Genomic DNA, 18,184 nt, shown 5'->3' on the forward strand with positions numbered 1-18,184 from the left:
CTCGTCAGGATTTGGGGAACCACGGGAAGAAGGCCGAGGTGCGGCGCTGATACTCGCGGTAGTCGTCGCCGCGAGTGCGCAGTGCCTGCTGCTCGGTGAAGGGAATGCCGCTGATCCAGCGCAGGAAGACGTACATCAGCGCGGGGCCCAGCCACGCCAGCCAGTTCAGGGGCGAGCCCCAGGCCAGCGCGACGTAGCCGAACCAATGGCACCATTCGAAGAAATAGTTGGGATGCCGTGAATAGCGCCACAGGCCGTCGCGGCAGGTCCGGCCGCGATGGGCCGGATCGTCGCGAAAGCGGTCGAGCTGGCGGTCGGCGATGACTTCGCCGGCCAGCGCCGCCAGCCAGATCGCCAGGCCCAGCGCGACGGGCAGACCACGCGCGGGGCTCACGCCCACGGCCAGGAAGGGCAGGCTGAACAGCATCACCAGGCCGGCCTGGAACATGAACAGGCCGAAGAACTTGCCTTGATGGCCCGCCCAGTATTCGCGCAGCGCGCGGTAGCGTCCATCCTCGCCATGCCGGACCCTGCGCCACAGGTGCCAGGCCAGCCGCAGCGACCAGACGCCGGCCATCGCGGCCAGGCTGGCCCTGGGCGCCCAGTCGCCTTGGCCGGTGGCGGCGATCAGCAAGGCGCTGGCGCCCAGGCCCGCGGCCCAGACCACGTCGACGATGCCCGCGTTGGCGTGGCGGCGCTGCCAGCTCCAGGCCAACGTCATGGCGATGACCATGACGGCGGCGATGATCAGCCATTGCGACAGGGGATTCATGCGGCCTCCCGCGTCCAGCGTTGCGCGCGGCGCGTCAGCGCCGGCAGGATCAGCCCCCAGCCCAGTGCCAGCGCCGCGGTCGCGCGCCAGGCGGGCGCCTCGAACTGCACCGCCTGCCAGCCGCGCGCGGCGCCCCAGTAGGCGAGCGGCCCGCCGATGGCGCCGAAAGCAAAGGCCAGCCAGCGGCGCGGCCGCAGGTAGGCCAGTGAATGGTTCAGCGTCAGCGCGAAGGCCGCCCAGAGCGCCAGGATCCAGCGTGGCGCGGGCCAGGCGTCGGCGGCGTAGACCGCCCAGCCCAACGCGGACAGCGCACCGTCGAGCAGGCAACCGCACAACAACGCGGCGGCGGCCAGCTTCAGGTCGGCGCGCCACTCGGCCGAGCAGGCCAGTTGCGCGGCAATGAAGACCAGGGCCGAGGCCACCCCCGGCCACGCCAGGCCGCGGCCCGCGCCGATGACGGCGCTGAACCAGACAAGCTGGTAGCCGAGCAGGTTGGCCCAGAAGCGCATCACACGCCCGCCTGGACCCAGCGCTCGCCGTCGCCGCGGGCGCCGGGAGGGGTCAGCAACAGGTGCGAGACGCCGATCGAGCGTTCGCGAAAGCCGCCTTCGCAGTAGGCCAGGTAGAACTCCCACAGGCGGCAGAAGCGGCTGTCGAAGCCCTGTTCCCGCACCTCGGGCAGGTGCGCCAGGAAGCGGTGGCGCCAGGCTTGCAGGGTGCGGGCGTACGACAGGCCGAAATCCTCCAGGTGTACGAGGGCGAGGTCGCAGGCGCGCGTCTTGGCCCGCAGCATCGCTTCGATCGAGGGGATGAAGCTGCCAGGAAAGATATGGCGCTTGATGAAATCCACCTCGCCCAGCGCCTGCTGGTAGCGATGGTCTTCGATGGTGATGGCCTGGATCAACGCGCGCCCGTGCGGCGCGAGCAGGTCGGCGACCTTGGCGAAATAGGTCTCGAGGTATTGCGCGCCGATCGCCTCGATCATTTCGATCGACACCAGCTTGTCGTAGCGGCCCTGCAGATCGCGGTAGTCCTGCAGCACCACGCTGACGCGATCGTCCAGGCCCACGGCGCGCACCCGCGCCAGCGCCAGCGCGTGCTGTTCGCGCGAGATGGTGGCGGTGGTGACGTGGCAGCCGTAGTGGCGCGCGGCGTGGATGGCGAATCCGCCCCAGCCGCTGCCGATTTCGACGACACGGTCGCCCGGGCCGAGTTCCAGCTTGCGGCAGATGGTGTCCAGCTTGCGCCGCGAGGCCTCTTCCAGCGTGTCGTCGGCGCCGGCCCACAGCGCCGACGAGTACATCAGGTCCGGCGACAGGAACAGCGAGAAGAAATCGTTGCCCAGGTCGTAGTGGGCGGCGATGTTGCGGCGGCTGCCTTCGTGGGTGTTGCGGTTGCCGGCATGCCAGCGCTTGAGCGCCCAGCCGGCCACGCGTGCCAGCCCCGATTCCATGCCGTCCAGCGTGTCGCGGTTGCGCACCAGCAGGCGCACCAGGGCGACCAGATCGTCGCAGGTCCACAGGCCGTCGCCGTACGCTTCGCCCGCGCCGACGCTGCCCTGGGTGGCCACCAGGCGGTAGAAGGCCATGTCGCGGATGGTCAGGCGCACCACCGGCTCGCCGTCGCCCAGCGTGACGCTGCCCAGGCTGTCCTCGATGGCCAGCCGGCCGCTGGTGAGCGTCGAGAGACGGGCGAACAGGCGTCTGCGCAACAGGCGCTCCAGCGCTCCGGGCGGACGGGTCCCCGCGATGGCGGCATGTTCGGACGGCGTCATGGCTTTCATTGTGGTTCTCCGTTGGGCGTGCGGGGATGGTCGTGGATCGGGTTGCGTTTGAGCCAGAGGCGCAGGGCCTGCCAGTGGATGCCGCCGATGACCTGCAGGGTCATCAAGGGAAAGCGCCACAGCAGGCGCGCCAGCGCAGCGCCGTCGAGTTCGCGGCGTTGCAGGCGCAGGTTGGCGTCGAATTGCGGCTGGCCCTGGCGGTTGACGCGCATGTGCACCCGCAGATCCTCGCCCGGGGCGTTGAAGCGCCAGTCATAAATGCAGTCCATGGGCATGAAGGGGGAGACGTGAAAGCGTTTGTCGAAGCGCCAGGCCATGGCGTCGCCACGGCGCTCGGCCTGCGCGACCGGCAGGACGACGCAATGCCGTTGTTTCCATGGGGTGTTCGTGATCTCCGCCAGGATCGCGGCCAGGGTCACGCCGTCGGCTTCGTAGCAGTAGTAGAAGCTGACCGGGTTGAAGACATAGCCGGCGTAGCGCGGATGGGCCAGCAGTCGGATCGGCCCGGCGGGCGCCTCGCCCAGGCGCGCTCGCAGCCTGGCCCGCACCGCCTGCGCCAGCGGCTGCCCCGCCTCGCCATCCAGATAATCGCTGCGGCGCCATTCGGCCAGGTTGGGCCGGTCCACCGACCACAGCCAGCGGCGCTGGAACACCTGGTCGATTTCGTCCAGGTCCAGGTACAGTTGCGCCATGCGGTAGCTGAAACCATGCGCGTGCGGCACGTGGCGCCTGTGCGTCACGCGGCCTTCGTAGAGGGCGCTGTGGCCGCTCATGCCGCCACCGCGGATAAGGCCGCGGCCTGCGATTGGATGCCCCGGACCACGTCCAGTGCGCTGGCCACGCCGTCCTCGTGAAAGCCCCAGCCCCAATAGGCGCCCGCGTACCAGCAGCGGTGGTGGCCCGAGATCTCGTCGCGGCGCGCCTGGGCGGCCACGGACGCGAGGGTGTAAACGGGATGGTGGTAGCGCATGCGGGCCAGCACCTGCGTCGGATCGATGGCTTCGCTGCGATTGAGCGTGACGATGAAGGGGCGGCGCGATTGCAGGCCTTGCAAGAGGTTCATGCAGTAGCTGACCGAACACGGCGCCGACGGGTCGGCCGGCACGTAGGCATTCCACGCCGCCCAGGCCTTGGGGTGGCGTGGCAGCAGGCGCGCGTCCGTGTGCAGCACGACGTCATTGTGCTGATACGTGATCGCGCCGAGCACCTCGCGCTCGGCCGCGCTGGGCGCGGCCAGCAGCTTCAGGGCCTGGTCGCTGTGGCAGGCGAACACCACCTGGTCATAGCGCGGCCGACCCTCGCACGAGGCCAGCGTGACGCCGTCCGCCTGGCGCGTTACCTGGTACACCGGGCAGTTCAGTCGCACCCGCACGTTCCAGCGTTCGCGCAGGGCGCGGATGTAGCTGCTGGACCCGCCCTGCACCACGCGCCATTGGGGGCGCGCATCGACTTGCAGCATCTGGTGGTTGGCCATGAACTGCACCAGATAACGCGCCGGGAATTCGAGGATGCGCGCGGCGGGCGATGACCACAGCGCCGACGCCATCGGGATCAGGTGGTCGGCCTGGAATGCCTGGCCGTAGCGGTGCCGCGCCAGGTACTCGCCCAGCGTCGGGCCGGGCTCGTCGCCGGCCAGCAGGGCCGGGGCTTCGCGGTAGAAGCGCAACAGGTCGCGCACCATGCCCAGAAAGCGCGGCGACAGCAGGTTGCGGCGCTGGCAGAACAGGGTGTCGAGCGAGGTCGCGTTGTATTCCAGGCGGCCGGCCTCCTGGTGCACCGAGAAGCTCATGGTGGTGGGCTGCGAGCGCACGCCCAGCTCCTCCAGCATCGCCGTGAAGTGCGGATAGTTGACCGGGTTGTGCACGATGAAGCCGCTGTCCACCGCGTAGCGGCGGCCGTCCTGCTCGACGTCGTGGGTGTGCGTGTGGCCGCCCAGGTAGTCGTTGGCCTCGTACAGGGTCACGTCATGGTCCTGGCCCAGCTTCCAGGCGCAGACCAGTCCCGCGATGCCCGAACCGATGATGGCGATGCGCATGGTCATTCCTTGGCGCGCGCCAGCACCCAGGCCGGCACGGGTTTCAGGTCCCAGATCAGGCCAGCGGCCGCCAGCAGGCGCAGGCCGTACCAGGTGAGGTCGATTTCCCGGGCGCGAAAGCCCTGGCGCGCCGAACCGGGATAGAAGTGGTGGTTGTTGTGCCAGCCTTCGCCGAAGGTCAATAGCGCCAGCCAGGCGTTGTTGCGGCTATCGTCGGCGGTGTCGTAGCGGCGCTTGCCGTAGCGGTGCGCCAGTGAATTGATGGTGACGGTCGCATGGAACAGCGCCACCGTCGAGATGAAGAAGCCCCACACCAGCATCTGCGGCCCGCTGGTGCCCAGGCCGGGCGCCAGGCGCTCGAGCGCGGCGCCCAGGGCATAGCACAGCAGCGCCAGCGCGATGGGCACGGCGGCGTCGAAGCGGTCCAGCCAGCGCAGTTCGCGGTAGCGGCGCAGATCCGGCACGCGCGCCAGGTCGGTGGCGAAGGCGCGCGGCGTCAGGAACCAGCCCATGTGGCTCCACCAGAAACCGTGGCGGGCCGGCGAGTGCAGATCCTGTTCGTCGTCGGCGTGGCGGTGATGGTGGCGGTGGTGCGCCGCCCACCACAACGGGCCGCGCTGGGCGCACGAAGCGCCGAGAATGGCGAAAACCAACTGCATGGCGCGCGAGGTGCGGAAGGTGCGGTGCGAGAAATAGCGGTGGTAGAAGCCGGTCAGGGCGAACATGCGCACGGCGTAGAGCGCCGCCGCCACGGCCACCGCCACCGGCGAAACGCCGGTCCATGCGACGCCCAGGCAGCCAACGTGCAGCAGCGCGAAGGGCAGGGCGCGGGTCCAGTCGATGCGGTCGGGCGGGCCGGCGGGCGCGCCCGCCGCCTGGGTATCGACCCAGCGGCGTATCGAAGTGGTCCAGTGAGAGGGTTCAGGGCGCATCATCGTGTCCTGTTCGAGGCTTGCGGGGATATACGGGCGGGGCGGGCGGACGGATGCATAAGTGAAAACCCTTAGTCGCACCGGCCCGTCAACGGCGTGGCCGCCGCGGCGTCCATGTCCTGCTGGGTGGGCGGGGCCAGTTCGGCGTCGGCGGGGAATTCGATGCGCACGGTCTGCGTGCCGCCGTTGCCGTCGCGCAGGTTGCTGGGGCCTTCGAAGCGGCGCAGGCGTCGGCTGTCGCGGTCGTAGGTCACGCGCAGCGGCGGCGCGGCGAAACCGTACCAGGCATCCAGCCGCAGCCGGAATACGCGCTCGCGCCGTTCGGGCACGTCGCGCGCCAGGACTTCCAGCGGCATCAGGGCCAATCGGCTGGGCACCAGGAACTGCAAGGGGCGGTCGGGTGAGTCCCAGTGCGCGCGCAGCCAGGCGTCGAAGCCGGCGTCGATCACCGGGTCTTCGGCCTGCGGCAGCGCCTGGCTGCGCGTGGTCGCGCTGGCGCGCGCCTGCACGTAGGCGTGGCGCACGCCGCCGCGGCTGCTGACGCCTTCGCGGTAACCGTCGCGCTGGTCCAGCAGGGCGAAATCGGGCGCGGGATCATCCACCCCGCCGCGCACCCATTTGCGGGCGAAGGCGGCGCCGTCCGGACAGCGATACAGCACCAGCCGGGTCTGCCGCGCGCCGTCCCTGACGACCCAGTGTTCCTCGCGGTAGCGCTCGACGCCGCCGTGCTGGGCATAGGCGTAGCCCAGGTAGTGTTCGTTGGCCGCCTGGGCGCCAAGCGGCGCCAGCGGCAGGATCAGGGCGAGCAGCAGCGATGGGCGCATGTCATTCTCCCGGGGCGGAGCAGGGACGGGTCACGAACGCGGCCATGTCGTCCAGCACCGGCGCGCGCCAGCGCAAGGGCCGCGCCAGCGCGCCCACCAGCAGTTTGTGGCCGAGGTCGGGATACTCGACCAGGCGCGCGCAGGCGCCAGCGGCGCGCAGGGCGCGCGCCAGGCCGGCGCTGTTGCGCCGCGGGTCCACCGCGGTGTCGGCGCCGCCGGTCAGCAGCAGGCCCGGCGGGGCGCTGGCGCTGACGTGGCGGATCGGTTGCGAGTCGGCCGGCGTATCGGGAAACCGGAACACCGGCCGCACGTCACGCGCGACGATCGGCAGGAAGTCGTAGGGGCCCGCCAGGCCGATCCAGCCGGCCAGCGAGCCCGGCGCGGAGCCGGCATCGCGCAGCCAGCGCGGATCCAGGGCCAGCATGGCGGCGATGTAGCCGCCGGCGCTGTGGCCGGCCACGAACACCCGGCCCGGGTCGCCGCCATAGGCATCGATATGCCGTTGCGTCCACGCCACCGCCAGCGCCGCGTCCTGCAGGAACGCCGGGTAGATAGCCTCGGGATAGAGGCGGTAGTCGGCGATGACGGCGATGATGCCGCGCGAGGCCAGCGCGTCGCCCGCGAAGCGGTAGTCGGCGCGTTCGCCGCTGCGCCAACTGCCGCCGTAGAAGAACACCACCACCGGCGCGCCGGCGGCGTCCAGCGGCGCATGGATGTCCAGGCGCTGGCGCGGCAGCGGGCCATAGGCCAGCCCGGACGTGGCGCGGCTGGCGCCGTCGGGCACGGCGCCGTTGAGCAGGGTCAGGGGCGAGCAGGCGGCCAGCAGGCCTAGCGCCAGGCTGGCCAGCAGCAGTATCTCGAGCAGGCCGCGCTGGCCCGGGCCGATCCAGGAATACATGGGGTGCTCCGCAACGGGGACACCCCTCTATACGGGCACGGGCCCGCGTTGGATGCGGCTCAGATCTTCAGCACGTCGCCGCTCATGATGACCGGCCCGGTGGGCGCGCCGGTGGGCGAGCCGCCCGGCGGCTCCAGCGTGATGGCAAGTTGCTGGACGCCGGCCAGGCCCTGGGCGCGGCGCAGCGCGGTCAGGCCTTCGGGCGACACCAGCCCGACCGACTGCGGCGCCTGCCCGGGCGGAATGGCCCAGAGTTCCAGGGACTTGCCGCCGGCGCGCGTCGCCAGGTTCTGCAGCGCGTGGATGTGCAGGCCGCCGGCTTCGTCGGCGCGCACCACCAGCATGGCTTGCGCCTCGGGGCTTTGCAGCACGGCCATCAGTTGCGCCCGGGCGGCGCGGTCCACCTGCATGGGATAGATGACGACGCCGGCCACCAGCAAGGCGGCCAGCGCGCCGCTGGCGACGCGCCAGAACGCCAGGCCGCGCCACCAGGGCGCCGCGCCCGGGTGCAGGCGGGATTGGATCGCGCGCCAGACGCGGCGCGGGGGCGTCCTGCCGGGCAGCGACCAGAGCAGGGGGTAGATGTCGTCCTCCCAGCCCCGCACCTGTCGGCGCAGATTGGCGTCGGCGGCCATCAGGCCCTCGAAGCGGCGGCGGGCGCCGCCGCGCATGGCGCCCGAGACGTAGTCGGCCGCCAGCCGGGCGCGCAATTGCGGATCGCGGTAGTTCATGACAGGCACCTCTTGAGCCGTTCCATGCCGCGCCGCACCCAGCTCTTGATCGTGCCCAGCGGCGCCTGCAGGCGGCGGGCGATCTCGCCGTGGCTCAGGTCGTCGAAAAAGGACAGCGCGATGGCCGTGCGCTGCTGGCCTTCCAGTTGCTTGAGGCAGTCGGCCAGGCGCCGGGCATCCTGGTCGGACTGCAGGCGCTCGAAGGGGCCGGGCGCGTCATCCGCCCAGGCCAGCGTCAGTTCGCCGTCGGCGTCCGGGCGCTCCAGGTCGGGCCTGCGCAGCAGGTCGATACAGCGGTTGCGCACGATGCGGGTCATCCAGGTCATGACTTGGCTCTGTTCCGAAGAATAGCGGGCGGCGTTGCGCCAGATATTGATGAAGCTGTCCTGGAGGACTTCTTCCGCCCAGTCGCTTCGTCGCAATATACGGACGGCAAGGGCAAACAGATGCGGGGACGTTTGACGATAGAGTTCGGCCAGCGCGGATTCCTGGCCGCGCGCGCAGTCTTGTATCAGGGCCTTCAGACGTATGGGGTCGGGCATGACGGGTATCCGGGGTCACATGGGGTGCGGCCGCAGAATGCGCGGAATGGGCGCCACGGCGGGACGCGCCGCGGCACCATCCGACATACTACCGAAAACTCCGGCCTCGTTGCGCGGCCAGGCCCTTGCCGGTCACGTCATCCATTGCGTGAGGCCGCTCAGCCAGCAGCCGGCGCCATCGCCCCGCGCACGTAGCTGGATTGCCGACGGGGAGCCCATGGCCACGCCCTGGCGCACCGTGCAGACCTGGCCGGCGGGGATGGCGCCGGTCTTGTCCAGATAGCCCCACAATGCCGCCGCCGCGATGCCGGTGGCGGCGTCCTCGGGATAGCCGGAAGCCTTCGGAAACTGCCGCGCGCTGGCGCCGTCGGCCGTCAAGGCGTAGGGGTACAGGCCGGTCGAGCCGATGGCCTCGCACAGGCCGCGCATCGCATCGAAGTCGGGGGCCAGCGCGTCCAGCGCGGCCGCGTCGGGCAGCCGCACCAGGGTTTTGACGCGGCTGGTGCTGGCATTGACCATGTGCAGGCCCGGCAGCGCCGGATCGATGCGCAGCACGGCCGCGACGGCGCGGCACTGGTCTGGCGTCAGCGCGCGGGTGGTCGCGGCGGGTTGCGAGACCCAGGCCCGATCGCCGGCCTCGTCCCATTCGACGTCCACGCTGCCGCTCAGGGTCTGGACCCGCGTGGCGGGCGTGCGCCAGTGCCCCCATTGCCGCAGCGCCCAGAGCGTGCCGACGGTGGCGTGGCCGCACATCTCCATTTCATGGCCGGGCACGAAGAAGCGCAGCCGGCACAGGTGGCCATCGCGATCGGCCGGCGCCACGAAGGACGATTCGTGGCCGTGGCGCGCGGCCAGGGCCTGCATGTCGGCGGCCGTCATGCCGAGCGCGTCGAGCACCAGCGGCACGGGGTTGCCGCCGCGTCCGGCGTGGGCGGGATCGACGAAGACGCGCAGCAGGGCGGCCGAGCCGGCGGCCGGCGGGGCGGGGGCGCGGGGGGAGGGAAGGTCAGTCAAACTGGACTCCGAGGGTGGTGATGAGCTCGCCCCAGAAGGCGAGGTCGTGGGAGACGGTGTGGGCCAGCGCGTCGGCCGTGTCCGGGTGCACGTCGACGCCCTTGGCCGCCAGGTCCGCCGCGATGGCCGGATCGCGCAGCACCGTGTTCAGGGCAAGGTTCATCTTCTGCACGATGGCAGGCGGCGTGCCCTTCGGGAAAGCCAGGCCGTACCACAGCGATTGCGTGTAGGCGGGCATGCCTTGCGCGGCGAACGTCGGCACGTTCGGCAGGATCGGGGTGGCGGCGGTGGTGGCCACGGCGACCAGCTTGCCGCTCTGCACGAAGGGCGCCAGGCCCACGGGGTTGTCGAACATGATGTCGACCTGGCCGCCGATCAGGTCGGTGTAGGCGGGCGCCGCGCCGCGGTAGGGCACGTGGGTCAGGTCCAGGCGCTCGTCTTTCTTGAACATCTCGCCCAGCAGGTGCGACACGGTGCCGGCGCCCACCGAGGCATAGGTGACGCTGCGGCCCTTGAGTGCCGCGACCAGCGCGGGCAGGGTGGTGGCCTTCAGGGCCGGCTGCGCGGCCAGCACGTAGGGCGAGGTGCCGATGAAGCCGACGTAGTCGAAATCGTGGGCCGGCTTGTACGGCAGATTCCTGTACAGGCTGGCGCTGAGCGCGACCGTGCTGGTGGTGACCGCGACGGCGGTATAGCCGTCGGGCCTGGCGCGCGCGGCCTGGCCGGTGCCCACCGTGCCGCCGGCGCCGCCGGCGTTCTGGATGATGACGGTCTGCTGCAATTGGCGCGTCAACGCCGGCTGCAGGGTGCGCACCACCAGGTCGGTGCCGCCGCCGGCCGGGAACGGCACGATCAGCGTGATCGGTTTGTCAGGCCAGGCCGGTTCGGCCGCCGCGGCGGCGAGCGGCAGGGCCAGGGGGGCGAAGGACAACAGGGCGAGCGGCAATGTGCGGATCATGGACATCCCCTTGTATAGGTTGAACGCCCCGATCGTAGGGGGGCGGCCCGCGCGCGGGCGAACCACGGCGCGACAGGGGCCGATCCCGCACACGACAGCGGCCCGGCGGCGCGGACGCCGGGCTTGCGTGGACGCGGGCGCGCGTCGATACTGGGGCGACGTCCATTTCCGCCCGCGTTGGCCTGCCGCCGGCGCGGCATCCGCGCCGCCGACCCATCATGCGTTCCGTCCCGCTTTCGTCCAAACAGGACCTGATCGCCCAGACCGGCTTTGCCATTGCGGCCAGCCGCCAGCCGCACTACGCCTTTCACTGGCACGAGCACGACTGCGCCATGCTGCTCTGGCCGCGAGCCGGCGCGCTCGACAGCGCCTGGCAGGACGAGGAAGGCGCGCGCCGCCGCAGTCGCCTGGTTCGCGGCCAGGCCTTGCTGCTGCCTTCGCACGTTGAACACAGCACGCGCGCCGAAAGCGCCGCGCAGCAGCATGGCGAACTCTATCTGGCGCCCGAACTGCTGCGCGACTGCCAGGCCGGCGGAGTGCTGCAACTGGACGGCGCGGCCCAGGCCATGCTGGACGCGCTGTGGAAGCCGGCGCTGTCGGCCGCGGCCGTGCCGATGCTGGTCGCGGCGCTGATCGCGCAGCTCGACGCGCATCACCGGCTGCAGGCCCACGCCCGCGTGACGCAGGCGCCGCTGCCGTTGGCGCGGCAATGGCTGGCGCTGCTGCGCGGTCGATTGGAGGAAGGGCAGCCGCTGCCCGCCATCGCGGAGTCGGCCAGCGCGCTCGGCGCCACCACGCGCACGCTGCAGCGCGCCTGCCAGCAAGCCTACGGACTCTCCCCCATCGCCCTGCGCCGCCAGCTCCTGGCGCAAGCCGCGCGCCAGCGGCTTGCGCTGGGCGAACCCTTGGCGCGGGTCAGCGCAGAATTGGGGTTTTCCAGCAGTGGCCACCTGGGCCGGCTGCTGCGCGCGGTCGGGGCCGGGCAGGACCCGGACCTTGCCGGGCCGTTCTGACGCGACTCGATAGCGTCAGGTCGAGGCGGTCGACGCCTGCCGTGGCAGCGCCACGCGGAAGCGGGTGATGCCGTCGCGCGATTCGGCGCTGATGCGGCCGCCGTGGGATTGCGCCACCTGTTGCGCGATGAACAGTCCCAGCCCCAGGCCGCGATGGCCCCCGGCCGGCCGCGCGCCGCTGCGGAACGGGTTGAACAGTTGCGGCAGCAGTTCCGCGGGAATGCTGCCGCCGTTGCTGACCGTGACCACGACCCGGTCGGCAACGGAACCATCCACCTCGACCCGCACCGGCACGTCGCGGGCGCCGTGGTGCAAGGCGTTGCCGAGCAGATTGGCCAGCACCTGGGCGATGCGCTCGCCGTCCCATTCGCCGACCGGGTCGCCATGGCATTCGGCTTCGATCTGGCGGTCGGCGAAGCCGGCGCGCAATTCGTCCAGGGTGCGGTGGACCAGCGTGTCCATGCCGATGCGCGCCGGCGCCAGCGCCAGTCCGCCGGCCTGGCGGATGCGCGTCACGTCGAGCAGGTCTTCGATCAGGTGCTTCATGCGCTCGCTGCTCTGGAGCATGCGTTGCGCCACGCTGACCACGCGCGCGTCGCCGCCCTGGCGCGCCAGCATCGAGGCGCCCATGATGACCGCCTGCAATGGCGTGCGCAGGTCATGGCTGAGCACGGCCATGAACATGTCGTTGACCCGCAGCGCCTCGGTGCGCGCCTCCAGTTGCTGCGCCAGCGCGCGCCGGCGCTCGTGCAACTCGAAGAACACGTTCGCCTTGCTGCGCAGCATGTAAGGGTCGACCGGCTTGTACAGAAAGTCCACCGCGCCGCTCTCGTAGCCGCGGAACTGCCAGTTCTGTTCGCGCGAGCCGGCGGTGATGAAGATCAGCGGAATGTGGCGGGTGCGCTCGCTGCCGCGGATCAGCTCGGCCAGCTCGAAGCCGTTCATGTCGGGCATCTGCACATCGAGCAGCGCCAGCGCCACGTCGGGATGATTCAGCAGCAGTTCCAGCGCCTGCGGGCCGGATTGCGCTTTCAGCACTTCGACCCGGTCGCTCGCCAGCAGCGCTTCCAGCGCCACCAGGTTTTCGGGCACGTCGTCGACCAGCAGGCACTTGATGCGGTCATCCGAGGGTTTGGCAGATGTCAATATCATGGTGTGGTGGAAGTGGGGGGGCAGGGCCGCGGCTGCGCGGGCAACTGCGACAGCAGCGCCGCGATGGCGGCGGGCGCCAGGACCAGGGGGGCATCGATGCGCGCCAGGGCGGCGTCGGGCATGGCGCGCATCGCGGCGGTGTCCGGCGCCTGGACCACGGCGCGGCCGCCCGCGGCGTGGATGGCGGCCAGGCCGGCGGCGCCGTCTTCGTTGGCGCCCGACAGCAGCACCCCCAGCAAACGCTCGCCATAGCCGTCGGCGGCGGACTGGAACAGCACGTCGATAGAAGGCCGCGAGAAATGCACCAACGGGCCGATCGACAGCGCCAGGCGCGGCCCACGGTCGACCAGCAGGTGGTAGTCGGGGGGCGCGAAATAGACGTGCCCCGGCTGGATGGGCTGCTGGTCCTCAGCCTCGCACAGCGGCAGCGCGCAGCGGTCGCGGAAGATGTCGACCAAGAGGCTGCGGCGGTCGCGCGGCAGGTGCAGCAGCACGATCACCGCGGCGCGCAGGCCGGCCGGCAGGGCGGGCATCAGCAGGTTCAGGACCTCGATGGCGCCCGACGAGCCGCCGATGACGATGGCGTCCCAGGCGCCCGCCGCCTCGCCGCGATCCGGCGTTGGGGCGCTCACAGGCCGGCCTTCTTGCGGTAGATGCGGTCTTCCAGCACGAAATCGTCGAAGCCGTCGGCCTGGGCGGAAAAGCGCACCGATTCGCGCGAGCCCAGGCCCATGAAGCCGCGATGCACCAGCGCGTCATGGAACAGGCGCAATGCGCGGTTCTGCAGGTCGCGCTCGAAATAGATAAGCACGTTGCGGCACGAGACCAGGTGCACCTCCGCGAACACGCTGTCGGTCGCCAGGCTGTGGTCCGAGAACACCATGTGCTCGCGCAACTGCTTGTCGAACACCACGCGCCCGTAGCGCGCGGTGTAGTAATCGGACAGCGAGCTGCGGCCGCCGGACTGGGCGTGGTTGCTGGTGAAGGCGGCCACCCGGTCCAGGTCGAACACGCCCTGTTCGGCCGCGCGCAGCGCATGCGGATTGATGTCGGTCGCGTAGATCAGGGCGCGGTCCAGCAGGCCTTCCTCATGCAGCAGGATGGCGAGCGAATAGACCTCCTCGCCGGTGCTGCAGCCGGCCACCCACACCTTGATAGAGGGGTAGGTGCGCAGGATGGGCACCACTTCGCGGCGCAGCGCCAGGAAATAGCTGGGGTCGCGAAACATGTCGCTGACCTGGACGGTCAGGAATTGCAGCAGGCTGGTGAACACCGGCGGCTCATGCAGCACGCGGTCCTGCAACTGCGACAGGGTCTTGCAGCCGAAGTGCGACAAGGCGCTGCGCAGGCGCCGCTTGAGCGAGGCCTGGGCATACTCGCGGAAGTCGTAGTGGTACTGGTGATAGATCGCGTCGAGCAGCAGCCGCTGCTCGATATCCTCGGTCTGCGCCTTGGGCGGAGGGGGCAGGGGCATGGTCGCCGGGTCCGGGGCCGCTGGTTACTTGCGCATCCAGACGCGCACCAGCGACAACAGCCGCTCCACGTCCAGCGGCTTGGCGATGTAGTCGTTGGCGCCGGCGGCCAGGCATTTCTCCTGGTCGTCCTTCATGGCCTTGGCGGTCAGCGCGATGATCGGCAAGCGGCGCCACTCCGGCCGCGTGCGGATCTCGCGCATGGCGGTGTAGCCGTCCATCTCGGGCATCATGATGTCCATCAGCACCAGGTCGATCGCCGGGTGGCCGTCCACGCCGACGCGGTCCAGCGCCTCGAGGGCCTCGCGGCCATTGCGCGCGATCTCCACCCGCAGGCCGGTCGGCTCCAGGATGCTCGACAGCGCGAACACGTTGCGCACATCGTCCTCGACCACCAGCACCGTGCGGCCTTCGAGCGCGCTGTCGCGGCTGCGGGCCAGCTCCAGCATCTGGCGCTGCTGCGGCGGCAGGTCGGCCTCGACCTGGTGTAGGAACAGCGTCACCTCGTCGAGCAGGCGTTCGGGCGAGCGCGCGTCCTTGATGATGATGGACTTGGAGAAGCGGCGCAGTTGCTGCTCCTCGTCGCGCGACAGCGCCCGGCCGGTGTACACGATCACGGGCGGGAACGACACGCTCTCCTGCTCGGCCATTTCGCGCAGCAATTCGTAGCCGCTGATGTCGGGAAGGTTCAGGTCCATGACCACGCAATCGAAGGTGGTCTCGCGCAGCAGCTTCAGGGCGGCGCCGGCGGTCGCGGCCGGCACGATCTCCACGTCGTCGCGCGCCAGGAGCTCCCGCACGCTTTCGCGCTGGCGGTCGTCGTCCTCCACCACCAGCACGCGCCGCACGTTCTGGGTGAACTTGGCCTCCAGGCGCAGCAGCGCCTGCGTCAGTTCCTCGCGCTTGACGGGCTTGAGCGCGTAGCCGATCGCGCCGCGGCCCATGGCCTCCTGGGCGTAGTCGGCCACCGACACGATGTGCACCGGGATGTGGCGCGTGTGGGGGTTGCGCTTGAGCTGGTCCAGCACGCCCAGGCCCGAGAAATCGGGCAGGTTGATGTCGAGCACGATGGCGTCGGGCCGGCGCTGTGCCGCCAGCGCCAGGCCGTCGGTCGCGGTGTGCGCGGCCAGGCAGCCGAAGCCCATTTCGTGCGCCAGGTCGCCGAGAATGCCGGCGAAACGTTCATCGTCCTCGATGACCAGGATGGTGCGGCCGGCCTCGCGGGCCGGTTCCGGGTCCGGCTGGACGGGTTCGGCCGCCGGCGCGGCGGCGGGCGCCGCCCAGGCGGGGATGGCGGGCGGCGTCGGGACCGGCGCGGGCAGGCTGGGGACGGGCGCCGCGGGCGCGGCCTCCAGGCGCATCGGCAGCAGCAGCGTGAACACGCTGCCTTGCCCCGGCGTGCTGACCAGCGACAGGGATCCGCCCAGCAGCTTGGCCAGGTCGCGCGAGATCGACAGCCCCAGACCGGTGCCGCCATGCTTGCGATGGCTGCTGCCATCGGCCTGGCGGAAGGCCTCGAAAATCAGTTCCTGCTGGTCGGCCGGCACGCCGATGCCGGTGTCCTGCACGGCGAACGACAGCATGTTGCGCGGCGCGCGCGACACCTTGAGCGCAACGCTGCCTTGCTCGGTGAACTTGAGGGCGTTCGACAGCAGGTTCTTCAGCACCTGGCCCAGCCGCTGCGGGTCGGTATGCAAAGACGCCGGCACGTCGGCGGCGATGTCCAGTTCCAGGGTCAGGCGCTTGTCCTGCGCGATCGGGCGCAGCGGATCCAGCAGCCGCTCGAGCGCCGGCGCGATGGCCACGGCCTCGACCTCCACGGTGGCCTGACCGGCCTCGATCTTGGCCAGGTCCAGGATGTCGTTGATCAGCGCCAGCAGGTCGCTGCCCGCTTCGTAGATGGTCTGTGCATACTTGACCTGGTCGGCGCTCAGGTTGCCCGGCTTGTTCTCGGACAGCAGCTTGGACAGGATCAGCGTCGAATTCAATGGGGTGCGCAGTTCGTGGCTCATGTTGGCCAGGAACTCGCTCTTGTACTGGCTGGCCTGCGTCAGCAGCCGCGCCTTGTCGGTCAGCGCGCCCTGCACCCGCAACAATTGCTCGGTCTGCAGTTCCAGGCTGACGTTGGCCTGCTTGAGCTCGGTCTGCTGCACCTCCATGCGCGCCTGCGATTCCTGCAGGATGCGGCTCTGCTGTTCCAGCTCTTCATTGCTGACGCGCAATTCTTCCTGCTGGGTCTGCAGTTCTTCCGACTGGCGCTGGGTTTCCGCCAGCAGCGCCTCCAGCCGCGTGCGGTCCAGGCCGGCGCGGATCGCCGAGGCCAGCATCTCGGAGGCGCCCTCGAGCAGGCTGCGCTCGCTCTGGCCCACGGCGTGGGTGAAGCCCAGTTCGATCACGGCATAGACCCGATCGTTCTGCATGGCGGGCGCGAGGATCAGTTCGGCCGGATTGGACGTGCCCGTGGCCGACGAGACCGGGAGGTGGCCGGGCGGTACGTCGCGCAGGTGCAGCAGCTTGCGCGAGCTGGCCGCCTGCCCGACCAGCCCTTGCGCGGCGGGAATCTTCTGCGCCAGGCGCTCGGTCGGCAGGGCATAGCCGCCGAAGAGTTCCAGCTCGTCGCCGCCGTGGCTGACGACGTAGCCGGCGCCGACGCTGGCGTGCAGGTAGTCCGCCAGGTAGTCCAGCGCGCGCTTGCCGATTTCGTCCAGGCGATGATCGCCCCGCAAGCGCAGGCTCAGGCCCGAGAGGCCGGTCGTGACCCAGGCCTGGCGCGCCTTGGCGCGGTACTCACGGATGGTCACGGCGGCCGACGCCAGGATCAGCGCCAGCAGCAACATCGACCCGCCCCATGAGTAATAGGTCGAGGTGGTCGAGGCCGCGGCCCAGGTTTCGCGTTGCTCCTCGACCTGGCCCAGTTGGCGCGTGTACAGGTCGGCGACCAGGTCGCGCAACCGGTCCATCGCTTCCTTGCCGGCATCGGTGCGCACCACGGCCATTGCGCCTTCCACGTCGCCGGCCTTGCGCATTTCGATGGTCTCGCGCAGTTCCGTCAGCTTCTGCTGGGTGATGCCCGCGATGTCGTTGACGATGCGGCGCTGCGCCGAATCCGCGGTGGCCGCTTCCTTGACCAGCGCCAGGCGCTGTTCGATCAACGGCACCGAGCGCAGATACGGTTGCAGGTAAGCCGGGTCGCCCGTCAGCAGGTAGCCGCGCTGGCCGATCTCGGCATCCTTGAGCGCCGAGTTGAACAGGCTCAGTTGGCGCACGGTCTCGGTGGCGCGGTCCATGGCCCTGACCGCCTCCGTCCGGGTCTCGGCCGAGCGCACGTTGACGAAGGCGATGACCAGGGTGGCCAGCGCCGCCGTCACGAAACCGGCCATCAAGGTGCGCGGAAGGGTGTGGCGGCTGGCGGATTGTTGCGAATTCGGCATGGGAACGGTTGACGGCTCGGGGAAGAGGACGGCGCGCGGGGCGGGGGGGGCGGCGACAATTATAGGGACGAGCCGCGATCCCGGCTGCCCGGCCAAACCCGCGAGACTATACAGGCGGATGGGGCATTCGTTTCGTCCGGATACAATTACTTCACACATGAAGGGTCCGCATGTCCTAGGATTCGGCGTCTACCCGGTTCCACCTATCCGTCTGCCCGCCGGCGTCCCGCACGCGTGGCAGCGCACAACCATGACGAAAATCCTTTTGGTCGACGACCAGCCCGTGCTGGTCACCCTGATGAGCGAATTCCTGAGCGGCGAAGGCTATGACGTCACGACGCACACGGACGGCCTGACCGCGTTGCAGCAGATGCTCGAAGTGCGGCCGGATCTGGTCATCACCGATCTGTCCATGCCCGGCATGGATGGCGGCGCCTTGCTGACTGCCATGCGCGAGAACGCCTACCTCGGCGATACGCCGGTGCTGGTCCTGAGCGGCCGTCCGCAAGCCGAGATCGCCGCGGTCTGCGAAGGGCGCGCCACCCTGATGCGCAAGCCCGCCGAGCCGCAGGATGTGCTGGCGGCCGTGCGCCGCCTGGCGCCGGCGCCCGTGCGGCGGCCGCGCGC

18 protein-coding genes are annotated in these 18,184 nt (G+C 70.4%); 2 read left to right on the forward strand and 16 right to left on the reverse strand.

Annotated features, from left to right (window positions below):
• Positions 1 to 4 precede the first annotated feature (4 nt).
• The 12 genes from HV783_RS12045 to HV783_RS12100 all read right to left on the reverse strand — a co-directional run bounded on the left by HV783_RS12045 (position 5) and on the right by HV783_RS12100 (position 10,489).
• Positions 5 to 772: a DUF1295 domain-containing protein gene (locus tag HV783_RS12045; RefSeq protein ID WP_047991839.1), complete on the reverse strand. Its 768-nt coding sequence runs from the start codon at positions 770 to 772 to the stop codon at positions 5 to 7.
• Complete coding sequence (locus HV783_RS12050) at positions 769 to 1,281, reverse strand: DUF2878 domain-containing protein (RefSeq protein ID WP_054500749.1); 513 nt, start codon at positions 1,279 to 1,281, stop codon at positions 769 to 771. Before HV783_RS12050 ends, HV783_RS12045 begins: the two co-directional genes overlap by 4 nt.
• Complete coding sequence (locus tag HV783_RS12055; protein ID WP_116793731.1) at positions 1,281 to 2,555, reverse strand: SAM-dependent methyltransferase; 1,275 nt, start codon at positions 2,553 to 2,555, stop codon at positions 1,281 to 1,283. Before HV783_RS12055 ends, HV783_RS12050 begins: the two co-directional genes overlap by 1 nt.
• On the reverse strand, positions 2,552 to 3,328 hold the full coding sequence (locus tag HV783_RS12060) for a DUF1365 domain-containing protein (protein WP_054500751.1): 777 nt from the start codon (positions 3,326 to 3,328) through the stop codon (positions 2,552 to 2,554). The genes HV783_RS12055 and HV783_RS12060 overlap by 4 nt, the downstream gene beginning before the upstream one ends.
• Positions 3,325 to 4,590: an NAD(P)/FAD-dependent oxidoreductase gene (locus tag HV783_RS12065; protein WP_054500752.1), complete on the reverse strand. Its 1,266-nt coding sequence runs from the start codon at positions 4,588 to 4,590 to the stop codon at positions 3,325 to 3,327. The genes HV783_RS12060 and HV783_RS12065 overlap by 4 nt, the downstream gene beginning before the upstream one ends.
• A gap of 2 nt (positions 4,591 to 4,592) precedes the next feature.
• Complete coding sequence (locus HV783_RS12070; protein ID WP_231132960.1) at positions 4,593 to 5,522, reverse strand: acyl-CoA desaturase; 930 nt, start codon at positions 5,520 to 5,522, stop codon at positions 4,593 to 4,595.
• Between the two features lie 71 nt (positions 5,523 to 5,593).
• Positions 5,594 to 6,346: a hypothetical protein gene (locus HV783_RS12075; RefSeq protein WP_175189216.1), complete on the reverse strand. Its 753-nt coding sequence runs from the start codon at positions 6,344 to 6,346 to the stop codon at positions 5,594 to 5,596.
• A 1-nt stretch (position 6,347) separates the two neighbouring features.
• Positions 6,348 to 7,244, reverse strand: a complete 897-nt coding sequence (locus HV783_RS12080; RefSeq protein WP_175189217.1) for an alpha/beta hydrolase — start codon at positions 7,242 to 7,244, stop codon at positions 6,348 to 6,350.
• Positions 7,245 to 7,303: 59 nt separating this feature from the next.
• A complete protein-coding gene (locus tag HV783_RS12085) occupies positions 7,304 to 7,975 on the reverse strand; it encodes an anti-sigma factor (RefSeq protein WP_054500755.1) in 672 nt (223 codons plus the stop codon).
• The gene (locus HV783_RS12090; protein WP_054500756.1) at positions 7,972 to 8,517 is read right to left on the reverse strand and encodes an RNA polymerase sigma factor; all 546 of its coding nucleotides are present in this window, start codon (positions 8,515 to 8,517) and stop codon (positions 7,972 to 7,974) included. Before HV783_RS12090 ends, HV783_RS12085 begins: the two co-directional genes overlap by 4 nt.
• 132 nt (positions 8,518 to 8,649) lie before the next feature.
• Positions 8,650 to 9,531: a PhzF family phenazine biosynthesis protein gene (locus tag HV783_RS12095; protein ID WP_054500757.1), complete on the reverse strand. Its 882-nt coding sequence runs from the start codon at positions 9,529 to 9,531 to the stop codon at positions 8,650 to 8,652.
• Positions 9,524 to 10,489 carry a Bug family tripartite tricarboxylate transporter substrate binding protein gene (locus HV783_RS12100; RefSeq protein WP_254603889.1) on the reverse strand — a complete coding sequence of 322 codons (966 nt, stop codon included), beginning with the start codon at positions 10,487 to 10,489 and terminating at the stop codon, positions 9,524 to 9,526. The genes HV783_RS12095 and HV783_RS12100 overlap by 8 nt, the downstream gene beginning before the upstream one ends.
• 218 nt (positions 10,490 to 10,707) lie before the next feature.
• Between HV783_RS12100 and HV783_RS12105 the strand changes: the two genes are divergently transcribed.
• Positions 10,708 to 11,502 (forward strand): AraC family transcriptional regulator, encoded by a 795-nt coding sequence (locus HV783_RS12105; RefSeq protein WP_054500759.1) that lies wholly within the window; start codon positions 10,708 to 10,710, stop codon positions 11,500 to 11,502.
• A gap of 15 nt (positions 11,503 to 11,517) precedes the next feature.
• Here HV783_RS12105 and HV783_RS12110 read toward each other — a convergent pair whose 3' ends face one another.
• Genes HV783_RS12110 through HV783_RS12125 form a run of 4 tightly spaced genes read right to left on the reverse strand, consistent with a single transcriptional unit; the run spans position 11,518 to position 17,557 of the window.
• Positions 11,518 to 12,654: a hybrid sensor histidine kinase/response regulator gene (locus tag HV783_RS12110; protein ID WP_054484794.1), complete on the reverse strand. Its 1,137-nt coding sequence runs from the start codon at positions 12,652 to 12,654 to the stop codon at positions 11,518 to 11,520.
• Positions 12,651 to 13,286, reverse strand: a complete 636-nt coding sequence (locus HV783_RS12115) for a chemotaxis protein CheB (protein WP_054500760.1) — start codon at positions 13,284 to 13,286, stop codon at positions 12,651 to 12,653. The genes HV783_RS12110 and HV783_RS12115 overlap by 4 nt, the downstream gene beginning before the upstream one ends.
• Positions 13,283 to 14,128 carry a CheR family methyltransferase gene (locus tag HV783_RS12120; RefSeq protein WP_144655473.1) on the reverse strand — a complete coding sequence of 282 codons (846 nt, stop codon included), beginning with the start codon at positions 14,126 to 14,128 and terminating at the stop codon, positions 13,283 to 13,285. Before HV783_RS12120 ends, HV783_RS12115 begins: the two co-directional genes overlap by 4 nt.
• Before the next feature lie 24 nt (positions 14,129 to 14,152).
• Positions 14,153 to 17,557, reverse strand: coding sequence for a response regulator (locus tag HV783_RS12125; protein ID WP_175189218.1), 3,405 nt, complete (start codon positions 17,555 to 17,557; stop codon positions 14,153 to 14,155).
• 250 nt (positions 17,558 to 17,807) lie between these two features.
• Between HV783_RS12125 and HV783_RS12130 the strand changes: the two genes are divergently transcribed.
• A partial coding sequence (locus HV783_RS12130; protein ID WP_254603890.1) for a response regulator occupies positions 17,808 to 18,184 on the forward strand: 377 nt, incomplete at its 3' end.

The sequence above is a fragment of the Achromobacter dolens genome (genome assembly GCF_902859745.1).
Classification (GTDB): Bacteria; Pseudomonadota; Gammaproteobacteria; order Burkholderiales; family Burkholderiaceae_B; genus Achromobacter; species Achromobacter dolens.

Bases quoted from the DNA above. Each gene is read 5' to 3' on its own strand.
- HV783_RS12075 (WP_175189216.1), bottom strand. From the start codon at position 6,346: ATGCGCCCATCGCTGCTGCTCGCCCTGATCCTGCCGCTGGCGCCGCTT.
- HV783_RS12080 (WP_175189217.1), bottom strand. From the start codon at position 7,244: ATGTATTCCTGGATCGGCCCGGGCCAGCGCGGCCTGCTCGAGATACTG.
- HV783_RS12110 (WP_054484794.1), bottom strand. From the start codon at position 12,654: ATGATATTGACATCTGCCAAACCCTCGGATGACCGCATCAAGTGCCTG.
- HV783_RS12085 (WP_054500755.1), bottom strand. From the start codon at position 7,975: ATGAACTACCGCGATCCGCAATTGCGCGCCCGGCTGGCGGCCGACTAC.
- HV783_RS12125 (WP_175189218.1), bottom strand. From the start codon at position 17,557: ATGCCGAATTCGCAACAATCCGCCAGCCGCCACACCCTTCCGCGCACC.
- HV783_RS12060 (WP_054500751.1), bottom strand. From the start codon at position 3,328: ATGAGCGGCCACAGCGCCCTCTACGAAGGCCGCGTGACGCACAGGCGC.
- HV783_RS12055 (WP_116793731.1), bottom strand. From the start codon at position 2,555: ATGAAAGCCATGACGCCGTCCGAACATGCCGCCATCGCGGGGACCCGT.
- HV783_RS12105 (WP_054500759.1), top strand. From the start codon at position 10,708: ATGCGTTCCGTCCCGCTTTCGTCCAAACAGGACCTGATCGCCCAGACC.
- HV783_RS12045 (WP_047991839.1), bottom strand. From the start codon at position 772: ATGAATCCCCTGTCGCAATGGCTGATCATCGCCGCCGTCATGGTCATC.
- HV783_RS12120 (WP_144655473.1), bottom strand. From the start codon at position 14,128: ATGCCCCTGCCCCCTCCGCCCAAGGCGCAGACCGAGGATATCGAGCAG.
- HV783_RS12070 (WP_231132960.1), bottom strand. From the start codon at position 5,522: ATGCGCCCTGAACCCTCTCACTGGACCACTTCGATACGCCGCTGGGTC.
- HV783_RS12050 (WP_054500749.1), bottom strand. From the start codon at position 1,281: ATGCGCTTCTGGGCCAACCTGCTCGGCTACCAGCTTGTCTGGTTCAGC.
- HV783_RS12065 (WP_054500752.1), bottom strand. From the start codon at position 4,590: ATGCGCATCGCCATCATCGGTTCGGGCATCGCGGGACTGGTCTGCGCC.
- HV783_RS12090 (WP_054500756.1), bottom strand. From the start codon at position 8,517: ATGCCCGACCCCATACGTCTGAAGGCCCTGATACAAGACTGCGCGCGC.
- HV783_RS12100 (WP_254603889.1), bottom strand. From the start codon at position 10,489: ATGATCCGCACATTGCCGCTCGCCCTGTTGTCCTTCGCCCCCCTGGCC.